The sequence below is a fragment of the Alcaligenes sp. Me129 genome, from assembly GCF_050487245.1.
GTDB lineage: Bacteria > Pseudomonadota > Gammaproteobacteria > Burkholderiales > Burkholderiaceae_B > Alcaligenes > Alcaligenes phenolicus.
In genome coordinates, this window is sequence record NZ_JBKQGX010000012.1 from 72039 (window position 1) to 86818 (window position 14780).

Here is a 14780-nt window from a genome sequence, read left to right on the forward strand (position 1 = left end):
AGTGCGATACCTGTCAGGGCCTTTTGCCCTTATGTTTGAGGTCTTGTTCCAGCTGCTCGATTTCCTTCAGATCCGCAGCATCTGCTGCTTCCGCCTCGGCTATACGCCGTTGCTGATCGAAGACCTCATAACGCTCACGGGCAACCTTCTCCATGCTCTCGCGACTGACTGAGCCAGCACCTTCGAGGATCGCCTGGTCATTAAAAGCCAGCATTCTATCGACGTTGTTACGCCAGAAGTCCAGGGTCAGCTCCTTCTGCTGCTTTACACGCAGCTCGGCCTGCTCCAGGAAGATCACCACCAGCCGATTCAGCGTATCTATCTCATCTTCGTTCAGGTAGTTCTTGGCGACGATGACATCCTGCTTTCGTACCCGCGAGCCACTCCAACTGGTTAATGCCATATTGGGCTGGCTGGGATCAGAGCGCTTCAAAATCAGCTCGGCGGCGGTGTAGCCGGTGGTGGCATACAGCAGCTTGTTCTGCACCTCGGCAAAGAACAGCGCGGTTTCACGCTCACGAGCCTGATAATCAGAACTGAGCGAAAACAGATCGCGAACCTTCTGATAAAAGCGCTTTTCCGAGGCGCGTATGTCGCGAATGCGTTCCAGCAGCTCATCGAAGTAATCCCAACCGCCGGGATTTTTCAGGCGCTCGTCATCCATCACGAAGCCCTTGCGCAGAAACTCCTTGAGATGGGTACTGGCCCACTGGCGGAATTGCACGCCACGGGGCGAGCGCACGCGGTAGCCGATAGCCAGAATCAGATCGAGGTTATAGAGCTTGGTACGGTAGTTTTTGCCGTCAGCGGCAGTTGTCAAGGATTCCTTGACAACTGAATCCTGTCGCAACTCCTTGTCTTCAAATATGTTTTTTGCGTGCAGGGAGACATTCTGCTTGGTCGTCTGGAACAGTTCAGCGATTTCCAGCTGACTCAGCCAGATGGTCTCAGTCTCTACTCGCAGGTGAAGTCGAGTTTGGCCGTCGTCGGAGGTATATAAAATAAGTTCGCTCATGCTTTCTGCCCCCACGGCACGCTCTCTGAGTCGGACGTATACGTTGCTGTCAGTCGATTAGTATATGTGCCGTCGTAACCGCACAAGGCCAGTACAGATAATTCCAGATACCAGAGGCTCAGTCTCCAAGCGTCCACATAGCAGTCACGCACATCTTTCTTGCTGACCGGATGAACCAGAGAGTTCCGGATATCGACAATCGCATGAGCTCCGTCCAGCCATTTAGAGCTTTTATTAAAACCATCATTTGCTTTACAAATGCCTGGCACAACATTCGTTATTTCGTTCGGTATACCGCAAAGAGAAAAAAGCATTCTCAACCGATCAGAGGCCCACAAATCATCGAAGCCTTTACCTGAAAGCATCTTGCGATCTACAACAACGTAGTGGTATGCCAGCCGTTCCAGGGCGACTTGTGCCAGGATAATGGCCGTGTCGATACTCGGCGAGTGGCCGCTCGTATTGGCCTGTATATACCAGTAGATAACCGCTCGCAAACACTCCCTCCACTCATCCGACTGTTGCCAACGACTTGCAAACATCGGAAACAGACGTTCAGCCTGACTTGCTTTGGATGGGGTGAACCACGAATAAGGAGGGTTACTGGTGCGAGGTGAAGCAAAGGTTGTCCAAGTTTTCTCACCGTCCTCAGCTAGTCCTACACCGCACACAGCCGTGCACCATCCACCCTTGATAAACGCCAGGAAGTTATCAAGAAGATGGCATTGCTCGCCGGCTTCTTCCCCGGAGAACGGCTTGCCATCGTTGCGCTCCAGCTTCACCATATGCGTCAGACGACAAATACCTTCGGCCTTTATTCGCTTCCATGCCTCACGCGTTGCGCCATCAGGCAATGCCTGTACCGAAAACGTCCATTCTTCGGATGTCAGAACAAGCAGAGGGCAACCTGCGGGCGCAGTATGCTGGTACTGGCCACCGTGGAAGTCAGGAAAGTTGAAAAGATGGTAAATTGCAGAAGTTGAATTCTTGGACTGCATATCGCATAACACTACAGGCTCGAACTCTGGGTGCCAATCCAACTCCCGGGTCACTGGATCCATGTTAGCTTTACGTGCTCCGGAAAATCCATCAACCATCTGGCCGTTAAACGATAACGATTCATCAACCGGCTCGTTGAAAGCAAAAGCAAGCGGAGACCGTTTCCCGCCCTGAACATTCGCATGAAAAATCAGACGAGGATTGGGTATAAATTGAAGTAGCAGGTCCGCTGTTCCAGGATATCCGGTACCATCTAAACTTACCTCTACCGTCCCTTGAGACAAGATAACGGGCTCTGATACAGAGGTAAAGTTGTATGCTGGCTTCAAAGGTTCGGGTCGACTCATATGCTCTTCCTCGCAACCTTTTTCGTTTCTTCCACCGTCATTTTGGTGTAGAGATCAAACAGCTTTTCCAACCGTTCGGTGTCATTTTTGAAACGACGACCAATATAGATACGTTCCAGCACTTCATCGTTGCGATCGTGGGCAGCACGAAGGTTATCCGGCATGACGTCAGGGTTGTAAAGGTCAGCGATCGTGGCGGGAAAATGCGCTTCGCGGGCGAGCAGGATATCTTCGGCGCAGCGGGTTAGGTCAGCTTTGTTCTTTTCGGTCAGCGTGGGGACTGGGAAAGTATTCCAGCCAAGGGTGTTGGAGTAGGAAAAATCCGTACGCATACGCACGCAAACAGTGCCGATCCAAACCCAGTGAAGCCTCGAAGCTATGAGTGCCATGTTCCAGAGTGGTGCGTCGTAAAGGGCGAAGTTTCGATCCCCCACGATAAAGTTTTCAGTCAGGTAATCAACCGGAAGGTAAGGTCTATTTTCAGAGGACACACGGGGAACCACTATTACATTTTCTTTAGCCGCCCCTGCAATCTGAACAAAACGATGCGGCCGCTTGGCGAATTCGCGTGTGGACTCTGCATTAGATTCGATCCGGTTTTCCGAAACCATTCTCAGCCGCTGCGCAATAAACTCGCTTTGCTTCGCAGCTTCAACTTCACCATCTTCAATCCACAAGCAATAGCGAAGTTTTCCGTTAATAAGTTCATCCGAACCAACGAAACGTTTAACGAATGGCTGCGCCGCAACATCTTCGGCAACAATTTTTTGAGCAAGGTCGGAATCCAGAAATAGATTTCCGCCATCACGCGGCATATTGCCGAAAAGCATAATGGACTGTTCACCAATCGGAGTTCTAGCCTTTTCAACGTAAGTCAAACTGTCAGGTACAAGATAAGGCCCAATAGCCGAGCATTCTTTTTGTAGATCTTCTTGATAAAGGGTTTTTGGTAAAGAAGATTTCCTTCCCAAACCGACAATAACCACAGTCACCCCTGCATTGTGCGCAGCAAGATTAGCCCATTTGAATGAAGTGTGAGCAAAACGAATCTCGCAGCCACGTTTGAACGTCGCCGGCCAAATTTCGGTAGCTTGTTGCCCTTGGCAGACACTATTCGTCATTACAAGTGCTGCAACAGCGTTCGGCTCCTGATCAATATAATCCAAGAATCTTGCGATCCAACCTGTGACGAAGTCAGTCGTTTTTGCCAATTTAGAATGCTTACGCCAAGCATTTGCCAGATCAGCTTTTTGCTCATCACTCTGCCACTTACTCCCTCTATACGGCGGGTTTCCGCAAATAAAGGTTTCACCACCTTCATTTTCAAAATCTATTTTCGCCTGATCAAGTGGTGTTTCAAACAAGTCATCGCCCAGTAATTTAACGTCCGTGCCTGACGGTGGGCAGATAGCCAGCCAATCCAACCGCAGCGCGTTACCGCACATAATCCAGTTATCAGAGCTAAGTGGCAGAAACTCGTTGAGTGCCAGCTGTTTGCCACGGTACTGCACGTTGCATTGGTATTCAGCAATGATGAGCGCCAGCCGGGCTATTTCGGCAGAGAAATTTCGCAGTTCAATGCCTCGAAAGTTGGTCAGCGGAATATCGGTAGGCCGATCACGCTCGCCTCGACGCTGATTAATCTCAGCTTCAATCTCGCGCATCTGTTTGTAGGCAATCACCAGAAAGTTGCCCGAGCCGCAGGCCGGGTCAAATACCCGGATGCGAGCCATGCGGTTGCGCAGGTTGAGCAGCTTGCGGGAGTTATCCCCTGCCTCTTCCAGTTTTGTACGCAAGTCGTCAAGAAACAGCGGGTTTAGTACTTTGAGGATATTAGGCACGCTGGTGTAGTGCATGCCCAGTGCGCCGCGCTCTTCGTCATCAGCTACCGCTTGAATCATCGAACCGAAAATATCCGGGTTGATCTGCGTCCAATCCAGTCCGCCAATGTGCAGTAAATACGAACGAGCTATCTTGCTGAACTCCGGTACCGCCGCGCTGCCGGAAAACAGCCCCCCGTTCACATAAGGGAAAGCATCGGCCCAGCGCGGAATACCAGCAGCCGCACGTTCGGCTTGTTTAGTGTTCATGGCACGGAAGATTTCGCTGATCACCTCATGGGTGTTCGCTGAATCCCGGGCGCTCATTTGTGCCACTGTGTCGGTAAACAGGCTGCTACCGCTGAAGATGTCAGTGTCTTCGGCGAAGAAGCAAAAGATCAGCCGCGCCATAAAATGGTTCATTTCATGGCGCTGTTCTTCCGTGCCCCACGCGGGGTTGTCCTTCAGCAGCTCCACATACAGCCGATTCAGGCGGCTGGTAGCGCGGATATCAAACGAGCTATCGCGCAGCTGCTTAACGGTGGTGATGCCCGCCAGTGGCAGAAAGAAGCCGAAGTGATCGGGAAAAGCCTGGTAGCTGCAAGCGACGGTTTCGCCGGTGTCCAAATCTTCGGCTTCGAAACTCTCGCCATCTGTGGCGAGAATAAAGCGGGCTTTAGCGCGACTGGTGGCGGGACTGGCTTTGAGTGCCGTCAACACTTGCGTCACAGCTCCTGCTTCAGCCACGGCAATGTGGATGTTTTTGGTCTGTAAAACGCCACCGAGATCGGATTTATTGGAGGTGCCGGAGCGCAGTTTTTTGAGAGTGGTGGCCTTGTTTCCAAAGGCCTCCAGAAAAGCATAAGCAAACTCAGCCGGGTCAAAGGGCTGGAGCGCTAAATCTGAAATAGCCTGTTCGATTTCTACTGCGTTCATGTGTCTTCTCGTGGCGTTGTCGCGCTTGCGTCTGTTTGATCGCTGCCTGGGGCAGCCGCGCCGCGAGGCGCCACTTTGTAAAGGGTTGTCCGGGAAACTTTGTAGCGTTCTGCAATCTGACTGACCGGGATACTCGGATCAGCCATGAGCCGCTTGATCTCCTTGATTTGCCGGGCATCCAGCTTCGGCTTACGGCCTCCTGATCGCCCACGCGCACGGGCGGCAGCCAGGCCCGCCTGCGTTCGCTCACGAATCAGGTTGCGCTCGAACTCTGCCAGTGCGGCGAAAACATGAAACACCAGCTTTCCGGCAGCGCTCGCTGTCTCGATCTTCTCGGTGATGCTCTCGAAGCCAATACCTTTGTCTTCCAGCTCTGCAACTATACGCACCAGGTCAGGCAAGCTGCGCCCAAGCCGATCCAGTCGCCACACCACCAAGGTGTCACCCGCTCGCAACGCCTTCAGACAATGATTCAGCTCCGGGCGGCCAGCGGCTTTGCCGCTCGCCATCTCTTCGTAGATCGCCTGAACCCCAGACAATTGCAGTGCATCGCGCTGCAAATCCAGGTTCTGGTCATCCGTCGAAACACGGGCATAACCGATCCGTTGATTCATTAACAGTTTCCGGACGATGAAAAAATGATGGGAATTTTAACAGTTTGATAGCCAGAGCGGCAGTGGTTAGGCGAGATTTTTATAGTGTTCAAAAAACCACCGTTTTCTGAACAGATCTACCCTCGCTCCGCCATATAAGGACCACTCGCAGCCCGCACTGTCACAACCACTTCTTGGCTTTGCTCGTTATTTCCGGCCGCGTATCGCTACGTGAATCAAATCGCGCATCTGTTTTTGCAGCATCCGAAAATCATCCATCATTGACGCAACCGCTGTTGGTGCAGCTCCCACCCCTCGCTTTTCCGCCAGCCATAGTTTCAGCAACCCTGCGACCCGGCCTAAATCCCCATTCACTTTAGACAGTTCGGTAGCGGCTTCTAGATCCAGCACGGATTGCACTGGCACATTAAGACCCAGGGCTCGTAAGAAGGCTGACTCTTTCATCCCTGCATCGGCAGCTGACTGCGCGATAGCGGCTTTTTCATCTTGCGTCACCCACACCTCTATCCGATGGCTGCGCGGCCTTCCTTCGCGCCTTCCAGTGCCTGCTAGATCACTTTCATCCATAGGTTCATCCTTTATTGAAATGGGTTCGTCGCGGCAGCGACTGTCAGCCTCGCAGAGCAAGAAGCCCGTTGAGAGAAGCGAATAAGGCTGGTGATGGACTGGTTCGGGCAACGCCCGTACCGGTACAACACACATCTTGCCGTTTAATCACACGCGATCATGTGCAAACAACTACCTGTCAGTGCACAAATTGCGAAAAATCGCGTTTGTTCGCGAATCCTCGCGTTTCATCGCATTTAATCGCGTTAAATCGCACTTAATCGCGTTAAATCGCACTTAATCGCGTACATCAAATGGAAAACACCCGTTATTCAATTGTCCTCTGCACTTTCTGACACTGCGACTCGCAAGGCTTGTCATACCGATAGAAAACTGAGGTGCCCAACAAGCCTACACAAGCACATCTCTAACAAAGCTGCTTTTCCCCCTAACTGACAGCACAGACATAGCGGCCCCCAATGTACGGAAAAATAATCAAGACACGTCGCCCGCATTCTCTGGCGCAAGCTTTTTGAGCGGGAAAAGAGGCACAAGCTGCAGGCTGAACCTCGCACCAAGGGCTCCATCCGTACATTGGGGGCCAACGTTTCTCAGGCATAGGAGCAATGCCTAAAAGGGGTTTAGGCAGCTGCAGACTAGATCCCAGGCGCTGACCGCTTTCCTCCTTTTTGGTGCCGCTTTTTTCTTACGCAATCCGGATCCTGTTCACCAGCACTCTAAACATTCAGGCCCCGCTTCACTTGCGGCGTTCACCCGTGGCAGCACGAGGAATAAGCCTCTGCCTTGCCTCAAGCTACGCAGAGGTCAGCGGCACCATCACGTTAAATATATATATTAGTTAAAACCGCGCGCGCGCGTTACGGTTTTGCAAGATTATGATTCATATAAGATTTCTAGAACTTTTGTTCCTGAAAGCACGATACAGGCGTTCCTGAAAGCACGATACTATCCACAGGCTAGCGTTCCTAAAGGCACGATGTGATTCACAGGGCAGCTCGACTTATCCACAGTCTCAAAACAAACCTTCTTGAGTTTCCGTCAAGCAATCACAGGAGCGTCAGCGTCTTCTCGATCTGGCAGAGTGCGCCTTCTGATGGGCCTTCAACGAAGCGTTCGGCCGACCAGCAAGCATGTCCTTCACTTCGGCTAATTTGCCTTTAGGACCGTTGGCGTAGAACGTCACCATATCCCGCTGCAGGTCAATCGCCATTAAGTAGTCCGGCAGGTTCCCCGACTCAGCAAGCGCCTTCACGTCAAACCGGAAACGACGCAATTCCCCCATGCTGCCACTTTTTTGATGCAATACCGCCAACGATATACGCCAACGTGGCTGCTCACCGCAGTGCTTGCGTGCCAGCTCATAGATACGTCGATCTAGGGGTTTACGCAGACGAAAATAAGCGCTCGATAAGGTCAGCACTCGCTTGGCCTGGACGGAACGAAACAACCATTTGGGCAAGTCCACTTCAACGGCCACCATACGACCAGCGTCTTGAGATTTCTCTATCACTCGCCAGCCTTCTATCAAGCCGAAGCCTCTGCGCTCGCGAAGGCCTGCTGTTTCAATGCTTGTCTCAACCACGGTACCTTTAAGGCGACGCAGCATCTCTGACATGCGCTCATAAGCACGCCCACTGGTACCGCGATGGGTCGTAGCTAGAAAATCAAACGCAGTAAAGCGGACTGTCGGCCCAATTTCACGACCCCGGTTTGCCGCTTCAATCAACTGGCTAATGCAATAGATCCAAAGATCCTTGTCATGGATCGTTGCGCAGCCCGTTGCGCCCGGCAAAACAGTTAAGGTGTGCCCGTTGCGCTCGTACCTGCGTACCTGCATATCCCCTGCACGTAGCGCAAAAATGGGGTGTTCCATGCTGGCAACATCATTTTTTGGTGCTGGATCGAGGATGTCTGCGACAAAAAAATCGCTACGCTGAATGCCATCGGCATCAAGTTGAGCCTGTGCGTCATTCACCGCGCACGCGTCTTGGTTCACACTGAACACGATGACGTTTACACACCGACCTCAGAATGTGGGGCGGGGATACTCGATTGCTTGCGCAATTCAATCCACGCCTCAATTTCAGCCAAGTCCCACGCCACATTGCGACTGGTCAGAGCAATACGTCGAGGGAATTCACCACGTTGCTCCATGTTGTAAATCGTCCGCTCAGCCAGTGGGATCATGGCGTGTAGTTTTTTGCGGTTGATCAGTATTTTGCGTTCCATCATTGCAGTGCCTTAGCATCAATCAGTTGCCTGACGATACCTGCCGGTGCCAGCATAGACATGCAAAAAAGTTAGAATAAAGTTGACACGACAACCGCGCATTCGCAGTCATGAAAAAACAGGGATTCGATCCGATTTATCAGCAGATCACCAGAGTTGCTGAGACCTCATCGCAGCGTATTCAGTCCAAGCTGAGCAATCCGTACTTGTGGTGCTTCTGCGAGCTTTGCTGGCGCACGACCGAATACTCGACTAACTTGAACTCACCGCTAATCATCAAGCACCTGCTGCGCGGCAATGCAAAAATCGTCGGCCTGACGGCTTCGGCTAGAGCTGCAGCCATCAAAAAAGCGGATGCTGTCGTGAAACGCTACGAGCAAGCCTTAGCTGGCGAGCTGGGGCGCTATACCGCATCTCGCCTATATGCCAAATACTGTGATGCAGTGGAGATGCGTGGCGACCGCTCGGTCGCTGGCTTTCGAGACTGTGTAGAACGAGTTACCTTGTATCAGGAATGGGCAAAAAACGGCGAACTAGCTTGGAGCACACGCAAACCTGGACAAGATGACAAAGCTGCCAAACCAAGCAAGTTGTATTGCGAGGCGCATAACCCAAAGCGCAGCGACGAGGCACGTCGCGCCTATCAGCGTGACCGAAGGTTCATGGCAGAGTATGAGAGTTTGATGGATGCCATCTGGTCGCAGGGCATCAATAGTGGCTCTTTGCCCACTTGGGATATTGAGGCACACGCTTACGTCCGGCGCGAGGCCTACCGGCTGCTCCAAGAGATCAAATCGCCCAGAGCAGCTGCCAGCACAATTGAAGAGCTCCTAGCCAAAGGGATGAGTCAAGCAGCCATCGCCCGTGAGCTCTGCGTTTCTCGTCAAGCTGTTTCGGCTGCCATCAAGCGGCACAAGCACAGGGCAACCACCTGACTCGGTCACGGACGATACTTGCAAGGCACCCCATCAAAAACCGAATTTATCATCCGGGAGCACTCATTTGATGACAGATTCGACCCATTGCAGTCGCCCAAGCTTCGTAGACCTATATCAACGTTGAAGCGATTGTTGTCGTTTATCGGGTCTGCTGAACTCATACTGAGCTCCGCCAAGCCATGCGAAGGCCAGCAGTACGGCTTAGATCGGCGTTAGGATTCCCAACTGCTTGTCAGTGACGTGCAAAGGACGGCTTGCGGACGATCCAACTAGTGCTGCTGACCTGCCAGCGGATGCAAAAATGCGGGCATTCGTAGCTGCAATTTAGTGTGCTCAGAGTCTCTTGGCACCTCTTTGGCGTGTTGTGTTACTTGCCAGCGGCGCAACGTTCCTCACCTGTGCCACTGCTTTCTTCGTGGCAGCTTTCGCTCTTGCGGCCACAACAAACTGATCGTCGAATGGGATATCAACAACGGTCAGGCGCACCCCCAGCTGTCTCGCGTAGCCGTTTAATCCTTCCAGTAAGTGGAGTAGTTGCGCCGTCTCTGAGGTACGAGCGGAGGGGGTGTCGATGGCATGTTTGAGCCTCATCTTGTCACAACAGCCTGCCGTTACAAGCACCACGTGTAACTCGCCGTCGGGCGCATCGATGATGTCAGCCTTCAATCTCTTCCAAAGAGGTGTACCCTTCTCAACACTGGTAGGCGTCTTCAAGATTCTGGGCACGCCCGTTTTGTTCCAGAACACATCCGATTTCCAAGACTTAGCGCCTTTGGGTGTCTCTGCGTTAGGCGTCAGGTAAACAAGATTCTTGATGGCCTGCGCCACAACTTCGTGAAAGTCAGAAGCCGAGATGCTTGAGCCTCCACCCGTCTTCGCATGAAGCAGTGCTAGTTTCCTCCCAGCTAGATCAGCAGCGACAAAGTCTGCACACTCTGAACTCAAGTCGTCGCAAATCAGAAGATCTGCATCAAAGGGAATTACTCCCTTCTCCGTCACGATAGCGTTGAAAATGGACCCTGTGGCAAAGGTGGACTGTTTCTGCGTATTGCCGGAGCCCTTTGCGAGCTCGATCTGATCCTTCGTCCCCTTCTCAGTTGCGCACCTCGCCGCACCGGTCAGCGAGATGATACGTTCGAGTAGCGTACTTTCAGCATTCCGATAGTCGATGGCATAGAAGTCTCGACCTTGGTAAACGACTTCGCCTCCATCCAGCCCAATCAGCACCAAATCTTGATTGGCGTTCAGATAGTCGTGCAGGCTTCTGCCTGCGGGAAACCGTGGATCACCTAGATCAGCTCGAATCTGACTGTTGTTGCTAGACTTAAACCAGAATCTCTTTTTCTGAGGCTGGTAGTCGACTAACAGCTTTTCCGTGATGTGGACGCGTGGCGCGACAGTTCCCTCGAATTCAAGGGAGAGCTCATAGCGCTGGGGCGTACCATGAACCTCAGTCAGGTTTCCCGATGATCGCTTAACTTGCACGGGTTCGCCCTCGCCATTAATCAGGAGAGTGCCCATCCGTACAAGATCCACGCAAATCGACCTCGCTGAGAGGTTAGTAGGTGGCTGACAGGTCTGCATGTAGCGTTCGAACACTGTATTGGTACTCGACGACATGCTTAGCTCCATCGCGACTTCGCGACACCAGCTCACGAAGTCTGGAAGTGAATAGTCTTTCCGCTGATGAGTGGAGAGCTCTTGGCGGACCCTTCCACGCTTCATACCAACGTAGCGGCGCCCGTGCTCTGGCGATGCGCCGCGTGCCGCCCGGCATATCTGGATGCGATCTGTCAGCGATGCCGGAATCCTACCGATGTCTTGACCTCGAATATCAGCTCCCCGCACGACGTTATCGAATGGTATTGCGCTGCTGACTGACAAATTGGTCAATTTGAACGTAGAGTCCAATAGACTCGACAGCTGTCCAGGAGCTAAGCCAGAGGAATGGTCTTCCAGGATCTCGACAGGATAGTTTCCTGCGGAGTCCGAGATAAGGAGATAGCCGTTGCTCACAACTGCGCAATGCGCCTCAAGCCGGATCTCGTACAGGGAGTGCCGCTCAAGAAGACGCGAATTCTGGACTGTCGCATAGATCCAGAGCGCATAATCGACACTCTGAACACATGGAGCGAACGGTTTCGGGCCAAGAATGATCGCGTCTGCCATCGATAGCGTATCAGTGCAGTCGGCGACATACTCGTTAAATTTAAACGTGTTGGATAAGGCTCTTACCAGGACGCTGGGAGCGACTGTGACTTTCGGGTTCCGATCCAAGTCCTGAACGTCAAACCTCTTGCGGAATCGTCTATTAAAGTACTCAGCGTCTGGTTGTGAACTTAGCAGCTGATCAATGACCTTCCGGTAGTGCTCCGTAGTGACGAGTTCAGAATTTTTCTCGAACTCCATATATGCATCCCAAGTTCGTTTGATATCGAACTCGTCTGGTGCCAACAAGATCGCGCTCTTCCCCTTGCGATCCGAAGCGTGTCGGCGTAGTGCGCGCCCAACTTGCTGCACCAGTTTGCGATCGTTCTGGACCGGGCAAAAGAGTGCGACGCAACAGAAACGATGGTCGTCAAGCCCTTCGACTAGCTTGTATTGATGAACCCACACCTCTGCATTGGTGTCAGTTGGCGGCACATCGTGAAAATGTCCTTTGGTTTCATCTTTTGAGAAGCTGTCGTGCACGCCAAGTGCGCTGAGGCCATGCCCCTTCAAGCCCGCAACTACTGTCTTGATCGCGATCGCGTTCGAGCAGCAAATGATTGCGCGCGGGGTGTCGGAAACTAGGCTATTGGACTCCGTCACACGCTTCCAGTAAGCAACAAAGTTCGTGATCAGTCCATTGAGGTCATTGCCAGTGCCGAGAGATTCAAAGCCGAGCGAACGGATGATCCGACGACGCTGCGCTTCGTGGTGTCGAAATTGCCAAACAGATTTTTCTGCGTTCGATATCTGAAAAAGCTTCAGATCGTTTCGGTACGGTGTGGCGGTCATCAACACGGTGAGTTTTTTCAACTCCTTGACCGACTTCCCCCACTCCACCGCTGGTTCATAGTGTCCCTCGTCAACAATTACAAGATCAATCTTTTGGCGGAGCGCCTGATAGCGAGGCGGATCGTCACGCCGCAAATCGGTGAGCGCAGCTAAGCTTGAAACAATGACTTTTACGTCTTTTTCGGCCAGCATCTTCTTGGCATTGCGGGGCAGAAGGGTCTGGACACTCAGACCTGGTGCGTCGATCCCCGCTTGCTTCCAGAACCCCTCTCGCAAGGACTCGACCATCTGCTCGCGCAAGTTTGTCCAGGGCGCCAACACGAGCGTCACACCAGAAGCACTCTTCATGGACAGCCATGCGATAACGCCGGTTTTCCCTGTGCCAGTAGGCATTCGCACTACACACGGCCCCTGCGTCGGCCCGGCATTCAGATGCGAGATAATGAAGTCCAGCGCTTCTCTCTGGTGCTTCCACAATCTCGTTGGGTAATTTCCCTTCGTGAACATGTTTCCTCCCTTGTGATCTTGTAGCCACGAAGGTTACTCGAATACATCAACGTGAGAACCTCTGCGCCTGGCTGAGTGCATTTAATTGGTCAACCGGGGGGTATGCCGCAGCGACCGTTTGGGCGGTGCACGACGAGCGCCGCAATGAAGGAGCCGGTTCCGAAGGATAAGCCGCTCAGGACCTGCAGCGTTCAACGTCTCGTGTTGGCATTTGCTGGCTTTCAAGCACACGACCATGAATGACTCAGATCAGCTTGAAGCAGTTGGCCAAGCAGCCGCCTTGCAACATCAGGTAGATCAATCTCATTACATTGATCGTTTGCTCGTCCACTCGTCAATCATGTTGGCCCAATCTTGCAGCATACCAGTGCGCTGTTCCCGGTACTCTGCCTTGTTATAAACCGCCCGTACTCCACGCTGCTCGTGTGCTAGGCACTTCTCAATCCAGTCCGTGTTGTACCCCGCCTCATGCAGCAAGGTGCTTGCGGTACGCCGCAAATCATGCGGCCCAAACTTAGCTAGTGGTTGCCCTTCTTTCTGTGCCAGCCGATAGGTCAAGGTCATCACCTGATTGAGCGTCGCGCTGCTCATGGGTAGGTCAGTGTCGTAACGAGATGGCAAGACATACTCGGAGCCACCCGCGAAGGTTTTCAGGGCGATGAAAATATCTAACACTTGTCGGGATAAAAACACCAAATGAGGATTGCGTCGTTTCATCCTCTCTTTCGGAATGGTCCATAACGCTTCGGTGAAGTTGATTTCGCTCCATTTTGCGTTAGTCAGCTCGCTCTTGCGCACCATCGTCAGCAGCAAAAGCTTTGCTGCTGCTCGGATAGAAGGGGTCGTACCGATACGCTCAATGTATTGATACATCAAGCCGATTTCGTCTGGTGTAAGAGCTCGGTCACGCGGCTCAAATCGGGCGATGCTGGCTGGACGGACCAACTCTGCAGGGTTCTCTACCTTCTGGCCGCGCTCAATCGCCCAGCGGAAGATTTGCAGCACCAGCTCACGCGCATGCACTGCGGTGGCAGGAGCGCCACGCTCAACAATCCGATCCGTCAGCGCGCGCAGATCCTCGTGGCTAATTTCCTGTAGCTTCAGTTTGCCGAACGCCGGTAGCAACTCCCGCTCATAGACGGACCGGCGCATATCGCGTGTGGAATCCGCCATTTGATAGCCGCGCAGCCATTTCTGCGCCCAGGCATCAAAGGTATCAGCATCTTTGATACGAGCCTTGTCACGAGCTTTCTCTTTGGCTGGTGACTTGCCTGCGGCGATCATCTTTTTGGCTTCGCCCAGTTGCTCACGCGCTTCAGCCAATGTGATGCCGCCCAAGCCGTAGCGCCCAAACGTGATTGTCTCCTGCCTGCCGTGGATGCTGTAGTTGTAGCGAAACGAAATGGCACCAGCTGGCGTGACGGCAGCATAGAGGCCATCACGGTCATTCACCTTGTACAGCTTGTCCTGAGGTTTGAGATTGCGCAGCTTGGTATCGGTCAGCATCAGAGGGGGCTCCAGATCTATAGAAATACCATGATTAAAAACTCAGAAAAAAATCAGTAAATATCCAGTAAAAACAATTGCTTATGTATTTTCAATACCATGCACAAACTGATTCGTTCGACATGGTATCTATGAGCTTCATGGTATCTAGCCCCCATGATACCAAGTTTGATGCCATGAGAAATACATGCTTGGTGTTGCCTGAAGGTGCTAGACAATGCCAAACCAAAAAACAAAAAAGCCCGCAATTACGCGGGCTTAGATGCTTTTTATGCCGTGTCGTTCCTGACTATGCCAGACGC

10 protein-coding genes are annotated in these 14780 nt (G+C 52.5%); 1 reads left to right on the forward strand and 9 read right to left on the reverse strand.

Features of this window, described 5'->3' with window-relative positions:
* Nucleotides 1-13: 13 nt before the first annotated feature.
* The 7 genes from ACLPGZ_RS13450 to ACLPGZ_RS13480 form a co-directional block, all read right to left on the reverse strand.
* Nucleotides 14-1015: a virulence RhuM family protein gene (locus ACLPGZ_RS13450; protein WP_429641494.1), complete on the reverse strand. Its 1002-nt coding sequence runs from the start codon at nt 1013-1015 to the stop codon at nt 14-16.
* The gene (locus tag ACLPGZ_RS13455) at nt 1012-2361 is read right to left on the reverse strand and encodes a hypothetical protein (RefSeq protein WP_429641496.1); all 1350 of its coding nucleotides are present in this window, start codon (nt 2359-2361) and stop codon (nt 1012-1014) included. The genes ACLPGZ_RS13450 and ACLPGZ_RS13455 overlap by 4 nt, the downstream gene beginning before the upstream one ends.
* Entirely contained in the window at nt 2358-5117 is a 2760-nt protein-coding gene (locus ACLPGZ_RS13460) for a class I SAM-dependent DNA methyltransferase (RefSeq protein ID WP_429641498.1), read from the reverse strand. The genes ACLPGZ_RS13455 and ACLPGZ_RS13460 overlap by 4 nt, the downstream gene beginning before the upstream one ends.
* The gene (locus ACLPGZ_RS13465; RefSeq protein ID WP_429641500.1) at nt 5114-5731 is read right to left on the reverse strand and encodes a recombinase family protein; all 618 of its coding nucleotides are present in this window, start codon (nt 5729-5731) and stop codon (nt 5114-5116) included. Before ACLPGZ_RS13465 ends, ACLPGZ_RS13460 begins: the two co-directional genes overlap by 4 nt.
* A gap of 186 nt (nt 5732-5917) precedes the next feature.
* Nucleotides 5918-6298 (reverse strand): plasmid mobilization protein, encoded by a 381-nt coding sequence (locus tag ACLPGZ_RS13470; protein ID WP_429641501.1) that lies wholly within the window; start codon nt 6296-6298, stop codon nt 5918-5920.
* Nucleotides 6299-7355: 1057 nt separating this feature from the next.
* Nucleotides 7356-8294 carry a replication initiator protein A gene (locus tag ACLPGZ_RS13475; RefSeq protein WP_429641502.1) on the reverse strand — a complete coding sequence of 313 codons (939 nt, stop codon included), beginning with the start codon at nt 8292-8294 and terminating at the stop codon, nt 7356-7358.
* 17 nt (nt 8295-8311) lie between these two features.
* The gene (locus ACLPGZ_RS13480; protein WP_136407394.1) at nt 8312-8527 is read right to left on the reverse strand and encodes a helix-turn-helix transcriptional regulator; all 216 of its coding nucleotides are present in this window, start codon (nt 8525-8527) and stop codon (nt 8312-8314) included.
* 110 nt (nt 8528-8637) lie between these two features.
* Between ACLPGZ_RS13480 and ACLPGZ_RS13485 the strand changes: the two genes are divergently transcribed.
* Nucleotides 8638-9462: a helix-turn-helix domain-containing protein gene (locus tag ACLPGZ_RS13485; RefSeq protein WP_429641504.1), complete on the forward strand. Its 825-nt coding sequence runs from the start codon at nt 8638-8640 to the stop codon at nt 9460-9462.
* Nucleotides 9463-9798: 336 nt separating this feature from the next.
* On the opposite strand, the gene ACLPGZ_RS13490 is transcribed toward ACLPGZ_RS13485, so the two are convergent.
* A complete protein-coding gene (locus ACLPGZ_RS13490) occupies nt 9799-12972 on the reverse strand; it encodes a DEAD/DEAH box helicase (RefSeq protein ID WP_429641506.1) in 3174 nt (1057 codons plus the stop codon).
* 306 nt (nt 12973-13278) lie between these two features.
* Nucleotides 13279-14478 carry a tyrosine-type recombinase/integrase gene (locus ACLPGZ_RS13495; RefSeq protein WP_429641508.1) on the reverse strand — a complete coding sequence of 400 codons (1200 nt, stop codon included), beginning with the start codon at nt 14476-14478 and terminating at the stop codon, nt 13279-13281.
* Between the last annotated feature and the right edge of the window lie 302 nt (nt 14479-14780).